The following is a 23,402-nucleotide window of genomic DNA, read 5'->3' as shown; positions in this document are numbered from 1 at the left end:
CCGTGGCAGTGACTCGGCGGAGCCTGCCACGGTCGCCGCGGGCGGTTACGCTGAACCCTGGGTATCGTTTTCATCCTCGCTGACGATGTACCAGGCCCAATAGGTGTTTTGTCGTTTCCCGGCGCTGGCCGTCACGGTTCGGATAGGTCGCCCGAGAGGGTCGTAAAACTGTGTGTCGCAGTGCCAGAACCGGCGCAAGGACTCATCGTTAATATAACCGTGGCAGTCGCTGAAGCACGGGCGGTAGAGGCGAACGATCCTGCCCTCTAGGTCATACTCGGTGCGCTCACTCATGCACCAGCGCGAGTTGGCGTGCGCCGTTTGCGGCATGCTGTCCTTGACGCTCAAGTCGCCCGTGTTTGTCACGACGTGCGCGGGCCCCGGCTCTGCTGTTTGCGTGCGTTGCAGGGGACGTCCAAAACCGTCCCAGTGGGTCAGCGTCATGGCCACCTGCTGTCCGGTCTCGTCCGGGTAACGGTCGGCCTGCAACGTGAGCCCATGCACCGGCGTCTGCCGGGACGCGTCAAACCATGTTTTGAGTTCCTTTTCGTCGTCGCTGAGGGAGGCCTGTGGGGCTTTGAGGCGTAGCCGTGTGCGCATGGTGATATGCCCCGAGGGCAGCAAATGGCGATTGGCAATCCACTGCGCTCTATTCGGGTATGCCTTGTCGATCACGCCCATCCAACTGAAGGGATCGTAACAGTGAAAACTGGCCATTCTCTGCACGACGTGTTTGGTATTCGCAATCGCGAAGTCGGGGGTGACCGCGTGCAAGGGGGCATAGTCTTGCAAGGCTGAAAAGCCCGTTTCAACGCCTTGCTCGTGACGGTGGAACGTACTGACCGACAACTGTCCAAACCCGTCATAAAGGGCCTCTTGAACTCTGCCATTGGGATCGACGATTTTGTTCGGCATCAGCAATCGGTAGTCATATTCGGCCGTGGTAAAACACGTGTCCGGGGTTTTCACGGCGGTGACCAGCAACCAATAGCGGTCGTAGAAGATCCGTGTTTTGTCCTCAGATTGGGTCTCGCGTATGGCCTTGACCCGATAAAACGCTTTTGCCGGTTCATACTGCCGTGCGTGCTCGCGCCTTGACCACAGGGTGTCCGCCTTGTGCGGCTCTTCGTGCGCGAACGAAAAAAACACGGTCATGGGGCTGTAACCGGCCTTCTTGAGCCGCTGTGCGAGGTCGATCACTGCCGCGTCGGGCATGACGGGCAGGCTTCGATAAACGCTCAGGGCGTGTTCATCCAGTGCCGCTGTCTCAACGTAATCAGCCAGGGCCTGAAGGGTGGCGATGCCGCGCTTGAGCGTTTTCCCGGACTCGCCGGCTTCTCGATAGCGTTGCACCGACAAGCGACTTAATTGGCGTTTGGCGTTGGCGGCCAGGGGGCCTTTGTGTGGGGCGATGAAGCCTTCATAGCTCAGTTGCTCAATGGTCAGCCCGTCAGTGGCGGGTGCCTTGTCCTTCACCAGGACATTGTCGCGCTGACGGTAAGGCAGGGCCAGGCGCAGGTCCTGTGGGCCGTCCAGGTGGATGTATTGTGCCAACGTTTCCGTCAGGTAATAGCGTTGTTGTGCGCTGTCGTGGGTGTCCCGCCACCAGCGCTGCTGATGGTCGTCGGGGAGCGCAGATGGCGGGACGTCATTCGCGGTTTTACGCCGGGCATAGTGGATGGTTACCCCATGTACCAGGCTGCCATAGGCATCCCGACGCAAATGGATCTGGTGCTCACACACAGGGTCGTCCGCCACGCCTTCATAATGACGACTGATGGATTCCAGCGGCACGGGCAGCAACCGGGCATGGACGCTGTGTTCAGTGGCCGGCGCCAACAGGCGAACCAGGTAGCGGTACTGGTGCACCGAATAAGGCACGGCGTCCGGCGCCGCATCGGCCGCGATGACTTCAACCCGTCTGATTGTCCCCTGCAACGCACGTGCTGCGTCGCGTAACAGCAAGGGCGCCGGATTGTCGATGAGGTCGTCATGATGGTCGAGGGGGGAGGCGCCTTCGGTTGCCCGGTAGCGGCTCACCAGGGTGCTGGCCAACGTGGTGGCCTGCGGGTCGTGGAGACTATGGCCTGGAGCCAGTGATTCTGCGGGATGGCCGGTATGGAACCAGGTTTTGCGCAACAGCGGCCCTCTGAAACCCGTGGCCTGCGGGTCGCTGCTGCGGTCGACGTCGGTTTGCAGCAACAGCCCGAAGCCGCGGAACTCACGGTCTTTACGGTCGTAATAGGCGTGTCGATACCGCCAGCGCTGAATCAGCCGATTACCGGTGATTTCGTCCAGTTGTAACCGTTGGCTGACCAATTGCAGGGCGAATGGCAAGTGACTGATTGCCGGCTGGCTGGCGGCCATGAGTTGATGTTTTTCATCCAGCCATTCCTGGGCGCTGCTGCGGTACCTGATGCTGGTGCGAGCGCCCATGTTGTTGTAGGTTCGCGCCAGTAACCAGGGCTTTTTCGCGAAGAAGTCGTAGCGCCAATGCGTGGGGCTCTGGTGGGCGGCGGTCAGGATCAGGCTTGGGCAACCCAGCCCTTGCACGTCGGCCAGGCTGACCTGGCAACGGTTGTCATGCCGGATACCCGCAGGCCATGCCAGTTTGATTGGCTCTGTCGCGAAGCCGTTTCCTGCGTTATTGAGAAATATCCACAAGTGCTCCGTGGTTGCATACAGCAGGTCTGCGCCGCCGCTGCCATCCAGGTCGGCGAGCCACACATTGGCGGCCTTGAAGGTTTGATAGCTGAACGGCAAGGTACCCAGGACAAATCCCTTGGCGAAACGTCCTCGGCCCAGAGTGGGCCAGCATTTGATTTCGTCGTGACGGATACGTACCAGGTGCTGTTGCCCGCTGGCGAGCACATCGCTGAATGCCACCAACTCGCTGGGTGAGGACGAGATCACGGGCAAGTCATCGTCAGTCTCGGCACGCCTGACCTCGATAGCAGGGGCAAACCCCGACCTGCGGTGATGGGCGTACAGGCGCACGCTGCGTGGGCCGATCATTGCCAGGTCAGGCTGCCCGGCGCCGATCAAGTCGACGAACACCGAGTGGCGATGGAAGAACTCCTGCGGGAACGCGTCGAAGGGGGTGAAGGTTGACCAGTCGCCCTGTTCGTTCAGGCTGAATACACCGTTCATTCCCGGCTGGGCAACCAGCCAGTCCAGCCGACCATCGCCATCGACATCCACCAGCGCTTGATGGATCTGTCGGGTCTCATCCGCGACCGGTATGGGCGATAACGATCGGGCCGGGCCGTGAATCACGTCGTCCTCGGCATGCGGTGGCGCAGGCCTTATGGGTTCGCGGTAATACCAGTTTTTGGCCTCCCGATACAGGCACCCGGGGATGGCCTCGCCATACAGATCGACCAAGTGGTAACGAATGCCATCGTTGAGGCCGGGCAGCACGCTGAAGGGTTTATAGGCGCTGTCGTCCACCTGGAGCGTGCTCGATTGATAGAAACACTCCAACGGCGGACGGCTGGTGCTGTTGCCTGCGCTGTCGAACGCCTGTTCATGGATGCCGACCAGCAGATTGATTGTGTTGACTTGACGGTATTCCAGCAGTAGGCGCCTGACCAGCACCGGATCTGCCCCCATCGTTGCCTCATCGGGAAAGTGATGGAACATCAGTACCTGTTGGCACAGGCGCAAGGTGCGCAGTTCGAAACCGAAGGAAAAATCCGAGCAGGGGTCCGGGCGTGACGCCCATGCCCGGGTCGGCTGAAAGGTCGGCTGTTGATCCAGTTCAAGGGCGCGTTCGCCATAATCGAACAGTAATTGAAAGTGCCATTTCACCAGCGGCGGGGCCTCGGTCTGCCAGAGGTACAGCGCCTCTTGATCGCTGGCGGTAGAATTACCGTAGTAAACGGTTTGCAAGTAACGCTGGGCACGACAGTCCCGTGGGTGGCGGGTAGGGTCGGTTTCTTGCTGGTAATGGTAGTAAATGTGCTCGCCGTGGGGGGACAGGCTTTCTTGCAATAACCACTGCGCGACATGATGTGGCTGGTCCGGATCGGCGATGCGTGCCAAGTGGGTTTTGCCGTAGAAGTGTTGGCTGCCATCGGCCGCCTGTACCCGCCAGAACCCCGCCGTATCGGCTGCCGAGTGCCAGTGCTCGATGCGGTTGAAGCGGCTCTCGACCCTGGGGAAGTAGCGGGTCACGGTGTAGGATGTGTCCAGTTGCATGCCGTTGACGGTTGTGTGGTGAGTAACGACCAGGACACCGTCGGGGTGACGTTCGGGTAGCCAGTCCTGCGCATCGGGCCCCACGAACCCATCTTGCGCTGTGTAGGTGGGGACGCCACAGGACGTGCGACGGCTGATGGCGTGTATCGGCACCGTCCAGCCCAGCCCGAACGGTCCGTTTGCATGGCTGCTGTGGTAGGCCAGCGTCATGGACGGTGTGTAGCCGCGTATGGGGGAAATCGGCAGCGCGATCTCAAGCGTGGCCACGCCGTTGCCGCCCACGGCGCTCCATTGGCCGGTGCCGTGAAGGGGCGCGGCGCCATTGGGCAGGGCTGGCGGGGTGATGTGCAGAGTATCGCTGCTCATCGCACGGCCCCCCTGGCGGTGTAGTGCAGGTGAATCACAATGTCGTTGATCGATTCGAGCATGGCTTTTTGCCGGGCCGGCTCTGCAAACTTGAGGGTCCAGCTGGAAATGGCGCCGGTGTATTCGAAGGGCAGGTAGCGCTCCTGGCTGTCGAACGTCAGTGCGAATTGACCGTTGTCATCCAGGCCGGTGGAGAGCGCGATCTGTTGATGAGCGCGCAGGTCCGTGTGGGTTGAAAGGTCGGGCAGTTCAAGCCTATTACTGGTCTGTATCAGGATCGCCCTGATGTCCTCATAAGGTCCCAGTGTCGCCGGTAACGACACACTGATGCGTTTGATCCGTCGTAGACGATGCCCGGGGTAATCCTGCTCGAACAATGCCTTGGTCAACTTGAAGTGCAGAACGCCGGTGTCGACCAACTGGCGTTTTAGTAGTTGCCACAGAGCTTGTGTGTCCACCGTCTTGTCAGCCGTTAACGGGGCTTGCACGCCGGTGTCGAGGTCGCTGACGCGATGGCGCAGAGAGAGTGTCTTGACGATCTCCAGGTCCTGCACATGGTTGTCCAGATAGGCTGCGTTCATGTTGAGCAGCGAGAGCTTCAGCGCTTCGCCTGCCAGATAGCCGTGATAGCTGTTATTCCAGGCGTCGGTGTGAATAAACCGACGCGTGAAGTCTGCGATCTCGTATTGCCAGCACGCTTCAGCGGAGAGGCACAGCGACCTGCACAGATCGTAGGCCTGGTAGAAAAACCGGCTCAGGTGTGCATTCACCCAGTCGTAGAGCTGCGCGTTGGAAAAGCGTTTGGCCAGCAGTTGGTAGCTCGAACGCGCATGGGCCAATGATGTCTGGCTCAGACGTAATTGCAGGCGCGTGGCTTTTTCCTGCTCGGCATAGGCCTGCCGTTGCAGGTCGATCTGGACGATTTCCAGGCGGGCTTGCTCGCGGGCAAGGGTCCATTCCCGCGCGCGCCGATTGAACTGTTCGGTACGGTCCAGATCAGCAGCAGTGCTGCGTCGATCGCTCGCGGCGCCTTGGGCCAGAGATTGAGCTGCATGAAATGGACCTTCCCAGCGCGATCCGCCGACCGACATGCCGACGATGTTCGGCGCGAGCATCGCCATGCCCGCCGCTGCTCCCGCGAGCGCGCCCGCGGCCTCGAAGCTGGCGCTGGTCAGGTATAACTGGCCCGCCTCGGTTTCCGCGCGGCTGATACCTTCGGTGAGCTGCTGATCGTAGTACGCCTCACGGGCTTCGCTAATTTCACGGCTGGCATCCAGCGCCTGGCGGTTTTTCTCGTCGATCAATAACGCCTGGTTTTGTTGTGCGACCACTATATCGGCCAGGTCCCAGGCTTGTTGTTGTTGCAACTCCAGGTATTCGGCCTGTTCCTTGCGTTCGGTGAGACTCAATATCGTGGCGCCGAACTGAATCAGTGTTTCGGCGGCGCTCAGGGCATGGCCCAGCATCACCCGGAACCGATAATGGCGGGTCGGCGCCGGGGTCAACTGGGGAGCCTCTATAAGAGACGGCGTGCTTTTGTTTGGGCTGGCCAATAGCTGGCGCGGTAGCAGAGGTGTGGCATACAACGCCAGGCGCAGAGGTTTGCCGCTGATATCGAGGTTATGCCGCAGGTTATGCAAGCGGCTTTCCAGCTTGTCCCAGCGTGCGACCAAATCCGGGTTGAAGGGCAGGCACAGATGGTCGCTATGGGTGAGCCATAGCAGGTTGTGGCTATTGACCGGTCGATCGAAGTCGATGGGCGGCGCTTGCTGTTCCAGTTGTTTGAGCGCCTGCGAGGCGTTTTCTGTCAATTCGCCAAGAGTGATGGTGTCCCACGGCTCGACCGTGGTGATGGTGGGACGTGTCTGCAACAGCTGGTTGACGCGTATGTACCAGAGCTTGGCCTGGGTCAGGCTGTCGGGGCGTTGCTGACGATACGCCGCATCGCCGCAGTTGATCAGAATATCAAGATAAAGCAGATAGATCGCTTTACGAAAATGCACCGTGGCATCCATCGCCTGTTGGTGGGGGTCGATGGTCCAGTCATCAACGGTATCGCGGTCTCGGGTCAGCGCGCCGAACCCCCAATAGGCCGGCCGGCCTGTGGACGTATCGGCGGCCCGGCTTGGGTCGAAAATGTATTTGAGCCAGGCCAGGGCGTCGGCGTACTGCTGCTCCTGATTCAGACGGTGGGTAACCAGCCAGGGCAGGTGCAGGAACAGTTCCCAGAAGTACTTGCCGTTGGCGCCTTGAAAATCAATGGGGTCGGCTTTTCCGCCAAGTGTCAACGGTGGCTCCCGCCATTGTTCTGGGGTGAGTGAGTACAAGCGCTCGAGGCTGAGGCTGGCGGCTTCAACCAACTTGCCGGCGAAGCAGGTATTCATGCGGATCGGGTCCAGCGGGTAGGCAAGATGCCGGGTATTGAAGAAGTCGATGAATTCGGCTCTGCCCGATAACGGTGATGACAGTTGTTTGACCGTGGGTGCCAACCGTTGGCTGGGCGCGGTGTCCTCATTCGCTTTACGCACTTTCAGGGTAAAGGCCCTGACCGCGTAGCCGAGCACCTTAGGCCCTGCAGTGTCTAGCTCAAGCGTCAGCACGCCATGGATAAGGGTGATGGTTGGCTCCGCGTCGTCGTCCGGTACCGGAATATGTGCCGTGACGCTATGCCCTTCAGGCAATTCCGGGCTTGAGCCGGTCAAACTGGCGTGAGCCGCGTCCTGGAGGTTCAGGATACGGTTGGAGTTGGCGTCGATGGTGTCGGTGAGTGAGTACTCGGAGAAATTGGAACGCATGATGACGTGTTTGTAGGCACGTAGATTGGGCCTGATGACTGAGGCTTTTTCGATAATGTCGACATCCCGCTGGTGTAACTTCTTCACCTCGTCAATACGGTCCTCGTTGCTTTCCTGGGGGAGGGTGTAGGTCGTGTATCGATAGAGGTGTATGTCGAACGCCATGTGACTGTGGGTATACAAGTGGATAAAAGTGTTTTTGTCGATTAATTTGCCTTTCAGGTCAATGTTGGATGAGGAAGATGTACGGTCGACGCTAATCAAGCGATTGTGAGTGTCGTGGATAAAGTTGGGAAACTCTTCGAGGGTTTCCGTGTTTTTTAGATAGAAGGCATAAAAATCGAAAATAAAGTTTTTTTCTGTGCCAGGGATGTCCTGGATGGTGATCATGGACCCTTCGCTCAGGTGGAGTTGCGCGGTGTCCGGCGCATATAAGGGAGAGTCGACCTTCAACGTGATCGTTATTTCGTATTTGCCGGATATTTTGCTCAGCGTGACGGAGTAGGGTTCACGAAACGTTGCCTTGAGCGTAGAGGTGATAATCAGTTTTTTGGTGTTCGGGTCGAACGAAGGTGAGCGGTCAGTCATCTCGTTGACGTCGTTCTGTTTACTGCCGTAGTTCCAACCGGTGTTCGATGCAAAAGGCGATCTATGGTGTGTCAAAGAAACCGTGAGCGTTCTAGAGGGCGCAACCTTGTATTGCAGATTGTCCTTGTTGGTATGCCCGAAGAACGTGAAATACTTCCTGGCGTTGTCCGGCAATAACTCGCTGTAATAACCATTCTTGTCAGGCGTCTGGCCGGTGATCACCGCCTGTACTTCCCCTCGCTGGGGGGTATCGAAGACCTCCAGCAGTCGGTTTATCTCGGTGGCGACTTGCGATCCCGGTGCGTACTTATAGCGCTCGGGACTGCCGCCATCAGCGACTTTGGTGACATTGAAGTGCTGGTCGATTTCGACGGCCTGGAAAAATTTACCCCTGAAATGCTCTTGTTGTTCCGGGCCTTGCGCGATGGGCACGTGCACGCCCAGAAACAATGTGGCCGGCATGCCGGGGGCGGCGATTGCCACGGTTTGGGTCATCGATTGCACAATTGCCGCGGTCGCGGCGTTGACGTCTTCGGTTGCGCAGTATTCATCGATGCATGTCTGTGGTGGGCTCCAGCTGTCATCGTAATTTTTGTAAGAGAAATTGAGACGGAATTTGACGTAATGGCTGTTGACCCAGTCCGTCAGACGGTCTTTTTTGCCACCCTTGAATTCCGTGCCTTTAAAGGAGCTGGTGGGGGCGGGTTTGATGCATTCGGCCCAAATCAAATACAGACGGTTGTTAAAAAATACCGGGCGGATACTCTGCTTGGCCGTGGTGGCGGGCAGTGTCAGGTTGATCGTTTTCCAGTCCGACCAGGCGTGTATCGAGGGTTGCCTTGGGTTGTCAGCCGAGCGTCGGGACGCGTCCAGGCTGCGCCAGTAATAGGCATCTTCAGACGTGGACTTACCGACGAAATAGAAAATGCTGCTGTTGAGTTGGCTGGCGGTTCCATCGATGTAGCCGTTGAGCATATGGATGTTGGCGATGGCCTCGAACCTGGCCAAATAGTTCTGGACCGCCGTGAGCACGGTGTCCGGTTGCAGTCGGTAGTGGCTCAGGTCGTTTTCCAGACGTTGAAAGCTCTCAGTCTTGTTACGCCGCAATGCAGGGTCCAGATAATTGGCCGGGTAATAGCGCAATTGCTGGGCGGCGCTCCAGACGGGATACGCGTGAAACTGTTCGGTCCATAGCCGCTCGTGCTGCGCGCTCATCGGGTGTTGTTCGTAACCTGGCTCAAGGCCCAGATGAAGGCGCGTGATGTATTGCTGCAGGCTGGAAATTGCGCTGGCCACCGGGCTGGTGGGGACAGCCTGGCTGACTTGCACGTCCAATAGCCAATACTCGTAGAGGTCGTCAGCCGTGCGAATATTGAATTTTTCAATCTTGGGCGCCTGGTGGGTCAGGTAGTACGCCAGCATGGCGTCGCGCAGGCTTTCATTGAGGTGTTGAGGGGCGGCGTGAGACATGATCAGTCCTTGAGCAAGTCAAATGGATGGGATGACGATTGAAGGGCGCTGCTGACGGCTTCGCCCACAGCCCGCCACTCGTCGAATGTCGAGTGGGTGGTCAGTTGGCTGGCTTTGAGCAGCATGTCGACTGACAGGCCGCTGTCCATGCAGGTTTGCCGGCAGCGCAACACCCAATCCAGACGGTCCATGGAGTTAATGCACGCTGGCGTCAGGGTGTTGCTCAATACTTTTATTTCTTCCGCACTCCAGCCCAGCAATCGCGCAAGTTGCGCGTCAGCATCCGATGCGCAGGTGTTGGCCTGTTCCAGGTAGTCAAAGAGCTGTTCCTGGGAAAGGTTGTAGCGTTCGATGCACTGCTTGAATTGCTGCATCGACACCAGGTTGTTCCAATCCAGTTCGAGGAGTGAGTTCGGCTGATACCGCTCATTGAGCCAGTGCGGGTTGATCAAAAATCGTTGCAGGGCCTTGCGATTGATGGGCAGTTGCAGGTAGTCGGCGGCATGGGGCAGCAGCAATATCAGGTAGCCCAGGGTGTGTGAAGACGGCGCGGAGGAGGGGTGCAGACGCAGAAATTCGAAATCGTACTTGGTCAACACCAACACCTCGCCCTGATCCTGGAGGTCGTTGATGATTTTTTTGAGCTCGAGGTACTGCTGCCATACATCCCCTCGGAGTTTGGTCAGGATTGGCAGCAGTTTGCCCTTTGCCTGCTGGATTAATGAGGGCCTTCGCGTTTCGCCTTGATGGGTTATTTCGACGTCGGCGAGCTCTTTATCAAGGGCGTCTGCCGTGTGCATGTCCCTACTCCGGTGCACGACGCGCCGGGCCAGCGCTACCCAGTCGACCGCAGGTAAGCGTTGCTCGGTACTGCCCCTTTCATCCTCTGGCTGCTGAGGCAGCGCCGCATCGTTCACCATCGACGGCAGGTCCGGTGGCCGATGGGTCGAAAAGGCATCGATCAAGCGCTTGACGACGGGATCCAGGCTCAATGGCTCCAGCAGCAATTGGTGGCGCAACAGCGGCAGGCTGCCACCGCGCTCCTTGAGCCATCGACTTGCCCATTCCAGATGCAGCAGAACGTCGAGTATGTCAGCCGCCCCTTTTGGTTGCTGACGTAACCAGGGCTTGAACAGCTGCTGCGCAAAGGTCGCCTGACCCAGCATCGATACCAGGTCAATGCACGTTTTGACCGACAGACCAAAGAGGCGCGCGATGCGTGCGTGCCGGTAAATTGCACTGATCTGCTCAAGGCTGCGCCTGGGCGCCTGGCCGATCAGCAGTTGCAGCGAATCCGCTGTGTCGTGCAGGCCCAGCGCGGCACACAGTTGTTGGCGAGTGGTTGCGTTGAAGGCCTGATCGTCCAGCTGCAGGGCGGGCAGGACTGTCCCTGTTTGATTGAATACCTGATCGAACAACGGCGTGTGCTCGCCCGAGGCGTGAACCGGCAGTAAATGGACCAGGGCGGCGAACTCTTCGGCTTGCAGCCCGTAGTGCCTGTGCAGATAGCGATACACCCCGAGCGCGCGCAGGGTGTTGTGGTTGATCAGCAGGGACGTATTGGCCTCTGCTTCGCAGCGCATGGTGCTGACGAGCAGCGTATCGAGTTGCGCGAAGGGCGTAGCGAACCAGCGTTGCAGGCGAATCATGCGTTGCAGCCTGTCGAGCCGCTCGGTGGACAGGTTCAACAGCGTCGTCTGGTCGATATCGAGGGGGGGGTGGTTTGCCGGACCGTTGACGTAGCAAGCGCCATAAGCGTGCGTCGTTTCCAGCCTGCAGGACGGCGAGATACGTGGCTTCTGGATTTTTTGCGCAAGCAGCGCCTGAAGCGCCGCGGCATCGAGCTGCGTGTGGTGCAGGAACACGCCGAGGTCTGCCAGTGCCTTTGAGTCCGTGGTTTGGTTCAGGTTGTAGTAGTCGCGATAAAACGTTTCTTTATCCAGTGTATTGGCCACGTCGCTGACTAATGAGCGGCCGAGCAAGGTTAGCTGTGTGGGACTCAGCCCCGATAGCAGGCACTGGATGTCGTTGTTGTGGGCCAGGACTTCTCCATACGCGTTGGGCGCGCGCGCGACCACGGGCAACTGGCGACTGATTCGATAGTTCAACTCGCCGAGTGCCGGTGTGTTGCCAGACAGGGCCAGTTGACATTGCTGATGATAAAAGTGATAGGGCAGCGAAAAGGGATACCGGGCGTCGTTCAACAACGCGTACGCGCTTTTTGGCTGACCTTGGGTAATAGCGTCCGTCAGCATCTGGTTGATGATCGACAGCATCGGTCTCTGGACTGAAACGCTGTGTGCATCAATGACCAGTTTTTTCAGGTCCGGGCGTCGATCCGCCAGTTTGACGGCGGTGTTTTTGTCCGCACGTTTTTCCAGCTCGATCACAAATAACGACAACGCTCTTAAATAGGCTGCCGGTGAATCGAGCGCAGCAATGGAATGGCGAGCGCAGTATTGATGCCAGTTCTCATTGAACAGCGCGGGGTAGGTCGCACCGACCCTCGGTGAGGGTGTATTGGCGCTTTGCGTTGGCGGTAGGGACACTTGGCGATTGCGAAATAATGCATCCAGTTGCAGGGCGGCGCTCAAGGCCCTGCGATAGACCTGTTCGGCATCGTCGTCGTTATGTTGCGCCAGTTGTTCGGCAAACGCTTGCTTGGACAACTGAACGATGTCGAACACCGAATGGATACCCAGGTGTCTGAGGGCACTCGCGAGGTCGAGTCGACCGTTTTTTGGAGGGGCCGGCTGGTCGATCAGCCGGGCCAGTAGGGGATTTTCCATGTTTGTGGGCTTCCGTAGGCCCGCCGGTGGGTCCGGTGGGGGGCAGGAAACGCTAGCATCCGTGCCGTCGGCGGTGGCATAGGTATGTACCTGTCCATTGCCGCGGCAACAGGCGGGCACACCCACAAATCGCTAAATGCGGCGACTGCGCGCTTTTGTTAGAATCTCTTTCGCGCCGCTCAGCCGGCGTATTTTTTTGCATCCGGTTCACCCCTTACGAGGGTAGCCACCTGGAGAGAACATCCATGACCCAACCCATCGTCGTGGCGGCACTGTACAAGTTCGTCACCCTCGAAGATTACGTCGCCCTGCGCGAGCCCTTGCTGCAGGCGATGGTCGACAATGGCATCAAAGGCACCTTGCTGATCGCCGAAGAAGGCATCAACGGTACCGTGTCCGGCAGCCGCGAAGGCATTGATGGCCTGATGGCCTGGCTGAAGAACGACCCACGCATGGTCGACATCGACCACAAGGAATCGTACTGCGACGACCAACCGTTCTACCGCACCAAGGTCAAGCTCAAGAAAGAGATCGTGACCCTGGGCGTCGAAGGCGTGGACCCGAACAAAAAGGTTGGTACCTACGTCGAGCCCAAGGACTGGAACGCGCTGATCAGCGACCCCGAAGTGTTGTTGATCGACACGCGCAACGACTACGAAGTGTCGATCGGCACATTTGAAGGTGCAATCGATCCGAAAACCACCAGTTTTCGCGAATTTCCCGACTACATCAAAGCCAACTTCGACCCGAGCAAACACAAGAAAGTCGCCATGTTCTGCACTGGCGGCATCCGTTGTGAGAAAGCCTCGAGCTATATGCTCAGCGAAGGCTTCGATGAGGTCTACCACCTTAAAGGCGGGATCCTGAAGTACCTCGAAGAAGTGCCCCAGGAAGAAACCAAGTGGCAGGGCGACTGCTTTGTTTTTGACAATCGCGTGACCGTGCGCCACGACTTGAGCGAAGGCGACTACGATCAATGTCATGCCTGCCGCACACCCGTAAGCGTTGAAGACCGAGCATCCGAGCATTATGTGGCCGGTATCAGTTGCCCGCATTGCTGGGATAAGCTGCCGGAGAAAACCCGTCGCAGCGCCATCGACCGGCAAAAGCAGATTGAACTGGCCAAGGCCCGCAACATGCCGCACCCGATTGGCTTCAACTACAAGCAAACCCCTTCCGAGGTCTGACCCATGTCCGCGCGCCTGCTCTATGTAATGGACCCGATGTGTTCCTGGTGCTGGGGCTTCGCCCCGGTAGCGCAGGCGTTAGTCGAGCAGGCCCAGGCCGCCGGCGTGGACGTGCACCTGGTGGTGGGCGGTTTGCGCACCGGCAGCGGCGCGGCACTGGAGCCGACCACCCGGCGCTATATCCTGGAGCATTGGCAGGCCGTCACCGAAGCCACTGGCCAACCGTTCAAGCGCGAGGGCGCGTTGCCCGACGGGTTTGTCTATGACACCGAACCCGCGTGCCGCGCCATTGTTACCGCGCGCAACCTGGCGCCGGATTGCGCATGGAAACTGCTGGGGCTGATCCAGCATGCGTTTTATGTCGAGGGCCGCGACGTGACCCTCGCCAGTGTGCTGGTCGAGTTGGCCGAGCAGGCGGGCATCCCGCGCATCGAGTTTGCCGGCGAATTCGACCGTGCCGAACAGCATGCCGCGACGGCCGCCGATTTCACGTGGGTGCAGGATCTGGGCATCGCCGGGTTTCCGACCCTGCTCGCCGAACGCAAGGGCCAGTTGGCCTTGTTGACCAATGGTTACCAGCCGCTGGCCGAGCTGTCGCCTTTGTTGGGCCGATGGCTGGAGCGAGCCGCCTGTGTATGAACCGAACAAACGCACCGATCGTCTGACCTGGGCGGAAATTCGCCGGCTGGCCCTGCGTCACAGGAAATCCCTGTGGATCGCCAATGGCGTCGCCGTGCTGGCGACCCTGTGCAGTGTGCCTATCCCATTGTTGTTGCCACTGCTGGTGGACGAGGTGCTGCTGGGCCGTGGCGATGCCGCGCTCAAGGTGATGAACCACGCGTTGCCCCTGGGTTGGCAGAAAGCCGCCGGTTACATCGGCCTGATGCTGCTGGTGACGTTATGCCTGCGCTGCGGCGCGCTGGTGTTCAACGTTGTGCAGGCGCGGCTGTTTGCGCGCCTGGCCAAGGATATTGTGTACCGCATCCGCGTACGCCTGATCGAGCGGCTCAAACGCATCTCGCTCGGCGAATACGAAAGCCTGGGCAGCGGTACTGTCACCACGCACCTGGTCACCGACCTGGACACCCTGGACAAGTTCGTCGGCGAAACCCTAAGCCGTTTCCTGGTGGCCATGCTGACCCTGGTCGGCACCTCGGCGATCCTGGTGTGGATGCACTGGCAGCTGGCGTTGCTGATCCTGCTGTTCAACCCACTGGTGATCTACGCCACGGTGCAGTTGGGCAAGCGCGTCAAGCACCTCAAGAAGTTGGAAAACGACAGCACCTCGCGCTTCACCCAGGCCCTGACCGAAACCCTCGACGCCATCCAGGAAGTACGCGCCGGCAATCGCCAGGGTTTCTTTCTCGGGCGCCTGGGCCAGCGCGCCCAGGAGGTGCGTGACTATGCGATCCACTCGCAGTGGAAAACCGACGCTTCCAGCCGTGCCAGCGGGTTGCTGTTCCAATTCGGTATCGACATCTTCCGTGCGGCGGCAATGCTCACGGTGCTGTTTTCCGACCTGTCCATCGGCCAGATGCTCGCGGTGTTCAGTTACCTGTGGTTCATGATCGGCCCGGTGGAGCAATTGTTGAACCTGCAATACGCCTACTACGCCGCGGGCGGGGCGCTGACGCGGATCAACGAGTTGCTGGCGCGCGCCGACGAACCGCAATACCCCGGCGGCGCCGACCCGTTCACCGGGCATGAAACCGTCGGCATCGAAGTGCGCGGCCTTGACTTTGGTTATGGTGAGGACCTGGTGCTCAACCAACTGAACCTGGCGATCGCGCCCGGCGAGAAAGTGGCGATTGTCGGCGCCAGCGGCGGCGGCAAAAGCACCCTGGTGCAATTGTTGCTCGGGCTCTACACCCCACAGGCCGGCAGTATTCGGTTCGGTGGTGCGACTCAGCAGGAGGTCGGCCTGGAAACCATCCGCGAACAGGTCGCGGTGGTGCTGCAGCACCCGGCACTGTTCAACGACACCGTGCGCGCCAACCTGACCATGGGCCGCGAGCGCAGTGATCAAGCCTGTTGGCAAGCGTTGGAAATTGCCCAGCTGGATGCTACCGTCAGGGCATTGCCCCTGGGGTTGGACAGCGTGGTGGGGCGTTCCGGGGTGCGCTTTTCCGGCGGGCAGCGTCAACGCCTGGCGATTGCGCGCATGGTGCTGGCCGAGCCGAAGGTGGTGATCCTCGATGAAGCCACTTCCGCCTTGGACGCCGCGACGGAGTACAACCTGCATCAAGCGCTGGCGCGGTTTCTCAGCGGCCGTACTACACTGATCATTGCTCACCGTCTGTCGGCGGTAAAACAAGCTGATCGAGTTTTAGTGTTCGACGGTGGTCACATTGCCGAGGACGGTGATCATCAGCAGCTGATCGCGGACGGCGGCCTGTACGCCAAGCTTTATGGGCACTTGCAGCAAGTTCGTTGATGTTGATATAGCCTGGGCTGTGCTTTTGAAAGCAGGTGTTTGCGTGCGTATCCAGCTGTGCATGTGCAAGGGACTTCATGAAGCAAAAGCGGACTCTCGGAACGCCTCGACTACTCGGCATTGTCTGGCCCTTTATCGCCGTGGTGCTGTTCCAGGCATTGTTGGGCTGTGTCAGTCTTTACGTGCTTTCGGCGGTGCGTGGCTATGTGGCGGGCGAAAGCCTGTGGTCCAAGGGCCAGAAGGACGCTATCTACTACCTGACGCTCTACGCCGATAATCGCGACCAGACCACCTACCTCAAATACCAGCAGGCCATCGCCGTGCCTCAGGGCGGGCATGAACTGCGCATTGCCCTGGATCGCCCCATCCCTGACCTTGGCGCCGCGCGCCTGGGTATCCTCAAGGGCGGCAACCACCCTGATGACGTCTCCAGCCTGATCTGGCTGTACCTGAACTTCCGTCATTTCAGTTACCTGGAAAAAGCCATCGAGCTGTGGACCGTAGGCGATGGTTACCTGGTGCAATTGGATACCCTCGCTCAGGAAATGCACAACGCGATCGACCACGACCAGATCAGCGCCAACGATGTGCAGCAATGGAAGGCGCACATCACCGCGATCAACGAGGGTGTGACACCCGCGGCCAAAGCCTTCAGCGATGCGTTGGGCGAAGGCTCGCGCATGATCCTGCGGTTGCTGTTGATCACCAACCTGGCGACGGCCTTGGGCCTGATCGTGCTGGCGCTGCTGCGTACGCGCAAGTTGCTGGCTCAGCGCCATGCGTTTGCCGAGGCCTTGAAAGACGAGAAGGAGCGGGCACAGATCACGCTGGAGTCGATTGGCGACGGGGTGATCACCACCGACGTCGATGGCGCCATTACCTATATGAACCCCGCCGCCGAGGCGCTGACCCACTGGAAATCGGTTCAGGCTCAAGGCTTGCCCTTGGCAGCCTTGTTCAACCTGCTGGACGACGATGCCCAGCCCGACGGGTTGACGCTGATCGAACACATCCTCAAAGGCCGGCTGCGTGGTGGCAGCGAGCATTCCAAAACCATCCAGCGCGTGGACGGCAGCACGGTCTCGGTGACGCTCGTGGGCGCCCCGATCCGTAGCGCGGGCAAGATCAGTGGTGCGGTGCTGGTGCTGCATGATATGACCCAGGAGCGCCAATATATTGCCAACCTGTCGTGGCAGGCGACGCATGACGCGCTGACGGGCCTGGCCAACCGCCGTGAATTCGAATACCGCCTGGAGCAGGTGCTGAATCCGGCCCGGCATCAGGGCGAGCGGCATGCATTGATGTTCCTCGACCTTGATCAGTTCAAACTGGTCAACGACACCTGCGGTCATGCGGCGGGCGACGAGTTGCTGCGCCATATCTGCGCGCTGTTGCAATCGGACTTGCGCGAGGGTGACACCCTGGCGCGCCTGGGAGGTGACGAGTTCGGTATCCTGCTGGAAAACTGTCCGGCGCCCACGGCGGAAAAAATCGCCGAGAGCCTGCGCCATACCGTGCAAAGCCTGCATTTTGTGTGGAAAGGTCGACCGTTCATGACCACGGTGAGCATCGGCCTGGTGCATATCTCCAATACCCCGACCACGCTCGAAAGCTCGCTGCGTGCAGCCGATATGGCGTGCTACATGGCCAAGGAGAAGGGTCGCAACCGTGTGCAGGTCTACCATTCCGACGATTCCGAGCTGTCCGTGCGTTTCGGCGAGATGGCCTGGGTGCAGCGCTTGCACATGGCGTTGGAGGAAAACCGGTTTTGCCTGTACGCCCAGGAAATCGCGTCCTTGGGTCACACCGAAGCTGGCAGTGGGCATATTGAAATCCTGCTGCGCCTGCACGATGAGGCCGGCCGAATTATCCTGCCCGATAGTTTTATTCCGGCGGCTGAACGTTATGGCCTGATGACGTCGCTGGATCGCTGGGTGGTCGAGAACGTGTTCAAGATCATCGCGCGTTGCATGCATGAGCGACCGGCCCGGCCTATGGCGATGTGTGCGATTAATCTGTCAGGCATTACCATTGGCGATGACGATTTTCTCGGCTTTTTACGAGAAAAATTCGACAGTTATCGCATTCCTCCCGAAATGATTTGTTTTGAAATAACCGAGACAAGCGCTATTGCCAATTTAGGCAGCGCCATTCGGTTTATTAATGAACTCAAGGCCTTAGGCTGCCATTTTTCCCTCGACGATTTTTGCGCCGGAATGTCCTCATTCGCGTATTTGAAACATTTACCTGTAGACTTCTTGAAGATCGATGGAAGTTTCGTAAAGGATATGCTGGACGACCCGATTAACCGCGCGATGGTCGAAGTGATCAACCACATCGGCCACGTCATGGGTAAGCGCACAATTGCCGAGTTTGTTGAAACCCCGCAAATCGAACAGGCGTTACTTGAGATTGGTGTGGATTACGCTCAGGGCTACCTGATTGAACGACCGCAATTGTTTACCTTTGATAGCTTGCAGTGTCGACCTGCGCGGCCGCAGCCTCTGCTGTTCAAGGCGCCCGGCACATTCCGCTGAAACATTTGCTGGTCTGTACAATCACACTTAAAAAGGAGCCTTACAGTGATCGACACATTCAACAGAACCGGCCCGCTTATGGAAGCATCGAGTTACCCCGCCTGGGCGCAACATTTGATCCAGGCCTGTAGCGAGAGCAAGCGCCGCGTTGTCGAACACGAACTGTATCAGCGCATGCGCGACAACACGCTCAGTGCCAGGACTATGCGCCACTACCTGATCGGTGGCTGGCCCGTGGTCGAGCAGTTTGCCTTGTACATGGCACAGAATCTCACCAAGACCAAATTTGCCCGCCATCCGGGGGAGGACATGGCGCGACGCTGGCTGATGCGCAATATTCGGGTGGAACTCAACCACGCCGACTATTGGGTGCATTGGGCACGCGCTCACGGTGTCAGCCTGGATGAGCTGCAAGCCCAGGACGTACCGCCGGAACTGCATGCGCTGAGTCACTGGTGCTGGCACACCAGTTCGGCCGATTCGCTGATCGTGGCGATTGCGGCGACCAACTATGCAATCGAGGGGGCAACGGGGGAGTGGTCCGCGGTGGTGTGCTCCACCGGTGTCTACGCGGCGGCGTTCCCCGAGGAAGAGCGCAAGCGCGCAATGAAGTGGCTGAAGATGCATGCCCAGTATGACGATGCCCATCCGTGGGAAGCCCTGGAAATCATCTGCACCCTTGCGGGGATGAGCCCAAGCAAAGCCCTGCAGGAAGAGCTGCGCCAGGCCGTGTGCAAGAGCTATGACTACATGTACCTGTTCTTGGAAAGCTGCATGCGCCTGGAGAAAGAACAAGCGCCTCTGGTAACGCGTGAGCGCCCGCTGCGTGTGGCCAGCGAGGCCTGATGTGACGGCGGTGGCGGGGTCAGCCCGCCATTGCCAGGCGGTTACGGCCTTCGCGCTTGGCCACGTACAAGGCGTTGTCGGCACGACGTAACAGGCTCTCGGCCGATTCGGCCGCCAGCAAGGTCGAGCAACCCAGGCTCACCGTCAACGCTATCCGTTCCCCCTCGGCCCAGTAATCCTGGGTCTGCGCCGCCTGGCGCAGGCGTTCGCCGACCATCGCCGCCGCTTCCCGGCTGGTGTTGGACAGCAGGATCAGAAACTCTTCCCCGCCGAACCGAAACACCATGTCCACATTGCGCAATTGGCTCTTGATCGCTGTGGCGACGGTGCGCAACACGTTATCGCCGGCGGCGTGGCCATAGGTGTCATTGATGTTCTTGAAGTGGTCGATGTCCAGCATCAACAGCGACAGCGGGCTCAGGTGCCGTCGCGCCATATCGATTTCCCGTTGCAGCGTCTGGTCCATCGCAACGCGATTGCCGGTTTCGGTCAACGGGTCACGCAGGGCGCTGCGGGTGGCGGAGCGGTAAAGCAAGGCGTTGCGCATCGGGTAGAGCAAGGTCGCGAGTAACAATTCGAGATGGCTGAGTTCTTCTTCTGTCAGGCGTTGGTTGCGGCGAAAGATCAGCTCACCCAAATGCTCGCCTTCATGGCTCAAGCTGTAGCTCACCGAGTGGTGGCCGCGCTGGCCGAGTTCCAGGCGCAGGTCGCTGGTGACATGACGGTAATGGAGGGCGTCCAGCGGCACCAAGCGTTGGACCTCCCGGAAAAACACGGCGAGGATGCGCTCCGGCTCCAGGCTGGTCTGCAATTGCTGTCCCAACTGCTGGCGAAGTTGTGTGGCGGTGGTTGGACGGTGGGGGATCGCCGCTGGTTGGCCAAAGCCCAGGCGTTGCAATTTGGCGCTGTCGAAGTCGATTGCGTGAGTCTGGGTAGGTGTTTTCATAACCAATCGGCCCTCTGAGCACGTGAGTGTCTTACAGGCTCGATGGGTGTGGCGGGTACCAAGCGTCTTACTGTTCCCTCAGTTCCGTAAAACATTAGAAACAGTTTAGACCGCTTTGTAACGGGTTATAACCCCAAGGCACCGCCATACGTCTTGTCATCGCTTAACCTGCTTGAACAGTGTTAGAGCGAGAATCATGCCAAATCGTTTCGAATAAAAAACACCTTATAAATCAATCGACTGTTTTTAAATTAAACAACGGTCGGGCAATACCGACGTCAGTTATTTGGCTGTTTGAACCAGTGTGGTGTGATCGATCTGATCAATTGACGTCACACCGGTCAGCGTCATCGCCACGCGCATTTCCTTGGCAAAGATATCCAACAAGTTCTCCACGCCGCGTTGGCCGTCGGCGGCCAGCGCGTAGGAGGGCGCGCGGCCCAGCAGGCAGGCTTTGGCGCCCAGGGCGAGCATGCGCACCACGTCCAGCCCTGAACGAATGCCGGAGTCCACCAATACCGCCAGGTCATCACCCACCGCCTCGGCGATTGGTGGCAACGCCTTGGCGGTGGACAGCACGCCATCCAGTTGCCGGCCGCCATGGTTGGACACCACGATGCCATCGGCGCCGAAACTCACCGCGTCCTTGGCATCCTGGGGGTCGAGGATGCCCTTGATGATCATCGGGCCTTTCCAGAATTCGCGGATCCACTCCAGGTCCTTCCAACTGATCGAAGGGTCGAAGTTGTTCGCCAGCCAGCCGATATAGTCTGCCAGGTGGGTAGGTTTGCCGAGGTATTTGGAGATATTGCCCAAGTCGTGCGGGCGTCCCATCAAGCCCACATCGAACGCCCATTGTGGTTTGGTGATGGCTTGCAGCATGCGCCGCTGCGCCGCGTAAGGGCCGGACATCCCCGAATGGGCATCGCGGTAGCGCGCGCCAGGCGTGGGCATGTCCACGGTAAACACCAGCGTGGTCACGCCGGCGGCCTGGGCGCGTTCCAGCGCATTGCGCATGAAACCACGGTCCTTGAGCACATACAGCTGGAACCAGATCGACTGTGGGCTTTGCGAAGCCACTTCTTCAATCGGGCACACCGAGACCGTTGACAGGCAAAACGCAATGCCTTGGGCCGCCGCCGCCTTCGCCGCTTGCACTTCGCCACGTCGCGCGTACATGCCGGTCAGGCCCACCGGGCTGAGAACCACTGGCATGGCGAGTTCCTGACCGAACAAGGTGGTCTTGAGACTCAGGTTATCGACATTGCGCAGGATGCGCTGGCGCAGGCTGATATCGGCCAGGTCCGAACTGTTCGCACGCAAGGTGTGTTCGGCGTAGGCACCGCCGTCGATGTAATCGAACAGGAAGCGCGGCAGCTTACGCCGGGCGGCGGCGCGGTAATCGGCGGCGGACGAAATAATCATGGATGGGGTCTCGGCAGGGCAAGGGTGGCTCAAAGATAGGCAAATATCTGGCATGATAAAAACAACTTTTATCACTAGTATCCAGTCGCCAAGGGAATACCGATGAACCTGCGGACATTATTGGCCTTTGTCGAAGTGGTGCGCCAGGGTGGTTTCTCCCAGGCGGCCGAAGTGGTGTCGTTGACTCAATCCTCGGTGAGCAAGGCCGTCAAGACCCTGGAGGATGAACTGGGTATGCCGCTGCTCAATCGTCTCGGTCACCGTAACGAACTGACGGCTGCCGGCGAAATTACCTACCGTCGTGCCCTGGTATTGCTTGCCGAACAGAATGATCTGTTCGCCGAGATCAACGAACTGCGCGGCTTCAAGCGCGGCGTGTTGCGTATCGGCTTGCCGCCGGTGGGCTGTGGCGTGCTGTTTGCGCCGATGTTCGCCACTTACCGCAGCCGCTACCCGGATATCGAGATCGAACTGACCGAGTACGGCAGCAAAAAACTGCGCGAATGCCTGGAAGCGGGTGAGGTCGACCTGGCGGCGCTGTTGTTGCCGACGGATGAAGGCTTTGATTACCAGCCGGTGCGCAACGAACCACTGATGGCCGTGCTGCCCATGAGCCACGCTCTGGCCCGGCGCCAGCGGATCGATTTCACCGACCTGGCGGATTCGCCCTTCATCCTTTTCGAAGCCGGCTTCGCGCTCAACGCCAAGATCCTCGCCGCCTGCGAGCGCAAAGGCGTCAGCCCGCGAGTCACCGCCCGCAGCGGGCAAATCGACTTTATCGTTGACCTAGTGTCAGCCGGGCTCGGCGTTGCCTTCCTGCCCCGCATGCTGGCCCACAAGCATCAACACGCAGGTATCGCCCTGATCCCCCTGGACGAGCCCCACACCGACTGGCACATCGCCCTGGCCTGGCGCGCCAGCGCACACCTGCCACCGGCCGCACTGGCCTGGCTGGAGCTGGCCAAGGAGCAGCTGCTTCCAACCAGTCATCCGGCTTGAACGGTAAAATGCCGAAGGGTGCTTGACTTATCCTTTTTAATCAGTAACATACGGCGCATTCCGCGATAGCTCAGTTGGTAGAGCAAATGACTGTTAATCATTGGGTCCCTGGTTCGAGTCCAGGTCGTGGAGCCAGATAGGGAAAAGCCTGCAGCGATGCAGGCTTTTTTTTTTCCCTGAATTTCTCGGGGCGATCAAAGCGCACAGCGTGACCCGCATGAATGCATCTCAAATCCTACGATTTCGAGGTCAATATCATGAAAGTCGCTGCAGTCGTTTCAACCAAAGGCGGGCCGGGTAAAACCACGGTAGGCGTCAATCTGGGCGCGTTCTGCGCCGATGCAGGTATTCGTACACTGTTGATCGATCTCGATAACCAGCCGTCACTGTCCTCGAGTCCCTGGAGGAGCCTGATGAATACTGTCGTATATCTGGCAGAGTGGTCGTGGTTACAGGACGGATTTGTCTTTTGATCTGGTCGGTTTGGGATTTCCAAACATCCGATTCAATTCTCCCGGGACAGCTATCAACTGCTGCTCCAGCGCTTCGACCTCTGACACGCTGATGCGATTGTTGATGACTTGCAGGGTTTTGGCTTGTTTCTTCGAAGCAGGCGCGAGGTTATGTGCGTCCTGGGAAACCAACGTCTGTCGCAGCAAGTTGTTGATCACAGTCTGATAGCCGGTACCGGCATTTTCCGCACGTTCACGGGCAGCTTCGATCACTGCATCGTCCAGCATGATGGTGATGCGGGTTTTTCCTTTATTGCTGGCGATAGCGCCGCGCTTGGCGTTGCTGAAGTCGTATTCGTCTTTCATGG

12 protein-coding genes, 1 tRNA gene and 1 pseudogene are annotated in these 23,402 nt (G+C 58.9%); 8 read left to right on the top strand and 6 right to left on the bottom strand.

What is annotated here, in order from left to right; all coding sequences use genetic code 11:
* Positions 1-45: 45 nt before the first annotated feature.
* Genes PSH66_RS20490 through PSH66_RS20480 form a run of 3 tightly spaced genes read right to left on the bottom strand, consistent with a single transcriptional unit; the run spans position 46 to position 12,208 of the window.
* A complete protein-coding gene (locus PSH66_RS20490) occupies positions 46-4,566 on the bottom strand; it encodes a SpvB/TcaC N-terminal domain-containing protein (protein WP_305427563.1) in 4,521 nt (1,506 codons plus the stop codon).
* Positions 4,563-9,419, bottom strand: coding sequence for a neuraminidase-like domain-containing protein (locus PSH66_RS20485; protein ID WP_305427562.1), 4,857 nt, complete (start codon positions 9,417-9,419; stop codon positions 4,563-4,565). Before PSH66_RS20485 ends, PSH66_RS20490 begins: the two co-directional genes overlap by 4 nt.
* A gap of 2 nt (positions 9,420-9,421) precedes the next feature.
* Positions 9,422-12,208, bottom strand: a complete 2,787-nt coding sequence (locus PSH66_RS20480; RefSeq protein ID WP_305427561.1) for a Tc toxin subunit A — start codon at positions 12,206-12,208, stop codon at positions 9,422-9,424.
* Between the two features lie 245 nt (positions 12,209-12,453).
* Between PSH66_RS20480 and PSH66_RS20475 the strand changes: the two genes are divergently transcribed.
* The 5 genes from PSH66_RS20475 (at position 12,454) to PSH66_RS20455 (ending at position 19,212) form a co-directional block, all read left to right on the top strand.
* Positions 12,454-13,395 carry a rhodanese-related sulfurtransferase gene (locus PSH66_RS20475; RefSeq protein ID WP_141063248.1) on the top strand — a complete coding sequence of 314 codons (942 nt, stop codon included), beginning with the start codon at positions 12,454-12,456 and terminating at the stop codon, positions 13,393-13,395.
* Between the two features lie 3 nt (positions 13,396-13,398).
* Positions 13,399-14,034, top strand: coding sequence for a DsbA family protein (locus PSH66_RS20470; protein WP_078734036.1), 636 nt, complete (start codon positions 13,399-13,401; stop codon positions 14,032-14,034).
* Positions 14,027-15,829: an ABC transporter ATP-binding protein gene (locus PSH66_RS20465; RefSeq protein WP_305427560.1), complete on the top strand. Its 1,803-nt coding sequence runs from the start codon at positions 14,027-14,029 to the stop codon at positions 15,827-15,829. The genes PSH66_RS20470 and PSH66_RS20465 overlap by 8 nt, the downstream gene beginning before the upstream one ends.
* A 77-nt stretch (positions 15,830-15,906) precedes the next feature.
* On the top strand, positions 15,907-18,366 hold the full coding sequence (locus tag PSH66_RS20460) for an EAL domain-containing protein (RefSeq protein ID WP_003175210.1): 2,460 nt from the start codon (positions 15,907-15,909) through the stop codon (positions 18,364-18,366).
* 78 nt (positions 18,367-18,444) lie between these two features.
* Positions 18,445-19,212, top strand: a complete 768-nt coding sequence (locus tag PSH66_RS20455; RefSeq protein ID WP_370694859.1) for a TenA family transcriptional regulator — start codon at positions 18,445-18,447, stop codon at positions 19,210-19,212.
* A 19-nt stretch (positions 19,213-19,231) separates the two neighbouring features.
* On the opposite strand, the gene PSH66_RS20450 is transcribed toward PSH66_RS20455, so the two are convergent.
* Positions 19,232-20,158 carry a GGDEF domain-containing protein gene (locus PSH66_RS20450; protein WP_305427558.1) on the bottom strand — a complete coding sequence of 309 codons (927 nt, stop codon included), beginning with the start codon at positions 20,156-20,158 and terminating at the stop codon, positions 19,232-19,234.
* A 282-nt stretch (positions 20,159-20,440) separates the two neighbouring features.
* Positions 20,441-21,583: an FMN-dependent L-lactate dehydrogenase LldD gene (gene lldD / locus PSH66_RS20445; protein WP_003175207.1), complete on the bottom strand. Its 1,143-nt coding sequence runs from the start codon at positions 21,581-21,583 to the stop codon at positions 20,441-20,443.
* 102 nt (positions 21,584-21,685) lie between these two features.
* Here lldD and PSH66_RS20440 point away from each other — a divergent pair, with 102 nt between their 5' ends.
* The 3 genes and pseudogenes from PSH66_RS20440 to PSH66_RS20430 form a co-directional block, all read left to right on the top strand.
* The gene (locus tag PSH66_RS20440; protein ID WP_141063245.1) at positions 21,686-22,582 is read left to right on the top strand and encodes a LysR family transcriptional regulator; all 897 of its coding nucleotides are present in this window, start codon (positions 21,686-21,688) and stop codon (positions 22,580-22,582) included.
* Between the two features lie 59 nt (positions 22,583-22,641).
* Positions 22,642-22,717 (top strand) — tRNA-Asn (locus PSH66_RS20435).
* Between the two features lie 122 nt (positions 22,718-22,839).
* A pseudogene (locus PSH66_RS20430) lies at positions 22,840-22,977 on the top strand (ParA family protein); the annotation flags it as partial.
* A gap of 54 nt (positions 22,978-23,031) precedes the next feature.
* Here the strand turns inward: PSH66_RS20430 and PSH66_RS20425 are convergent.
* Positions 23,032-23,400, bottom strand: a complete 369-nt coding sequence (locus tag PSH66_RS20425) for a BrnA antitoxin family protein (RefSeq protein ID WP_305427557.1) — start codon at positions 23,398-23,400, stop codon at positions 23,032-23,034.
* Positions 23,401-23,402: the final 2 nt, after the last annotated feature.

Origin of the sequence: Pseudomonas sp. FP597, assembly GCF_030687435.1 — a bacterium.
GTDB lineage: Bacteria > Pseudomonadota > Gammaproteobacteria > Pseudomonadales > Pseudomonadaceae > Aquipseudomonas > Aquipseudomonas lactucae.
This window is presented reverse-complemented; position numbering and strand designations above follow the sequence as displayed.

What these genes read in the sequence shown, in the direction of transcription:
- lldD (WP_003175207.1), bottom strand. Translation starts at nt 21,583, where the DNA reads ATGATTATTTCGTCCGCCGCCGATTACCGCGCCGCCGCCCGGCGTAAG.
- PSH66_RS20470 (WP_078734036.1), top strand. Translation starts at nt 13,399, where the DNA reads ATGTCCGCGCGCCTGCTCTATGTAATGGACCCGATGTGTTCCTGGTGC.
- PSH66_RS20460 (WP_003175210.1), top strand. Translation starts at nt 15,907, where the DNA reads ATGAAGCAAAAGCGGACTCTCGGAACGCCTCGACTACTCGGCATTGTC.
- PSH66_RS20455 (WP_370694859.1), top strand. Translation starts at nt 18,445, where the DNA reads ATGGAAGCATCGAGTTACCCCGCCTGGGCGCAACATTTGATCCAGGCC.
- PSH66_RS20440 (WP_141063245.1), top strand. Translation starts at nt 21,686, where the DNA reads ATGAACCTGCGGACATTATTGGCCTTTGTCGAAGTGGTGCGCCAGGGT.
- PSH66_RS20450 (WP_305427558.1), bottom strand. Translation starts at nt 20,158, where the DNA reads ATGAAAACACCTACCCAGACTCACGCAATCGACTTCGACAGCGCCAAA.
- PSH66_RS20425 (WP_305427557.1), bottom strand. Translation starts at nt 23,400, where the DNA reads ATGAAAGACGAATACGACTTCAGCAACGCCAAGCGCGGCGCTATCGCC.
- PSH66_RS20480 (WP_305427561.1), bottom strand. Translation starts at nt 12,208, where the DNA reads ATGGAAAATCCCCTACTGGCCCGGCTGATCGACCAGCCGGCCCCTCCA.
- PSH66_RS20485 (WP_305427562.1), bottom strand. Translation starts at nt 9,419, where the DNA reads ATGTCTCACGCCGCCCCTCAACACCTCAATGAAAGCCTGCGCGACGCC.
- PSH66_RS20490 (WP_305427563.1), bottom strand. Translation starts at nt 4,566, where the DNA reads ATGAGCAGCGATACTCTGCACATCACCCCGCCAGCCCTGCCCAATGGC.
- PSH66_RS20475 (WP_141063248.1), top strand. Translation starts at nt 12,454, where the DNA reads ATGACCCAACCCATCGTCGTGGCGGCACTGTACAAGTTCGTCACCCTC.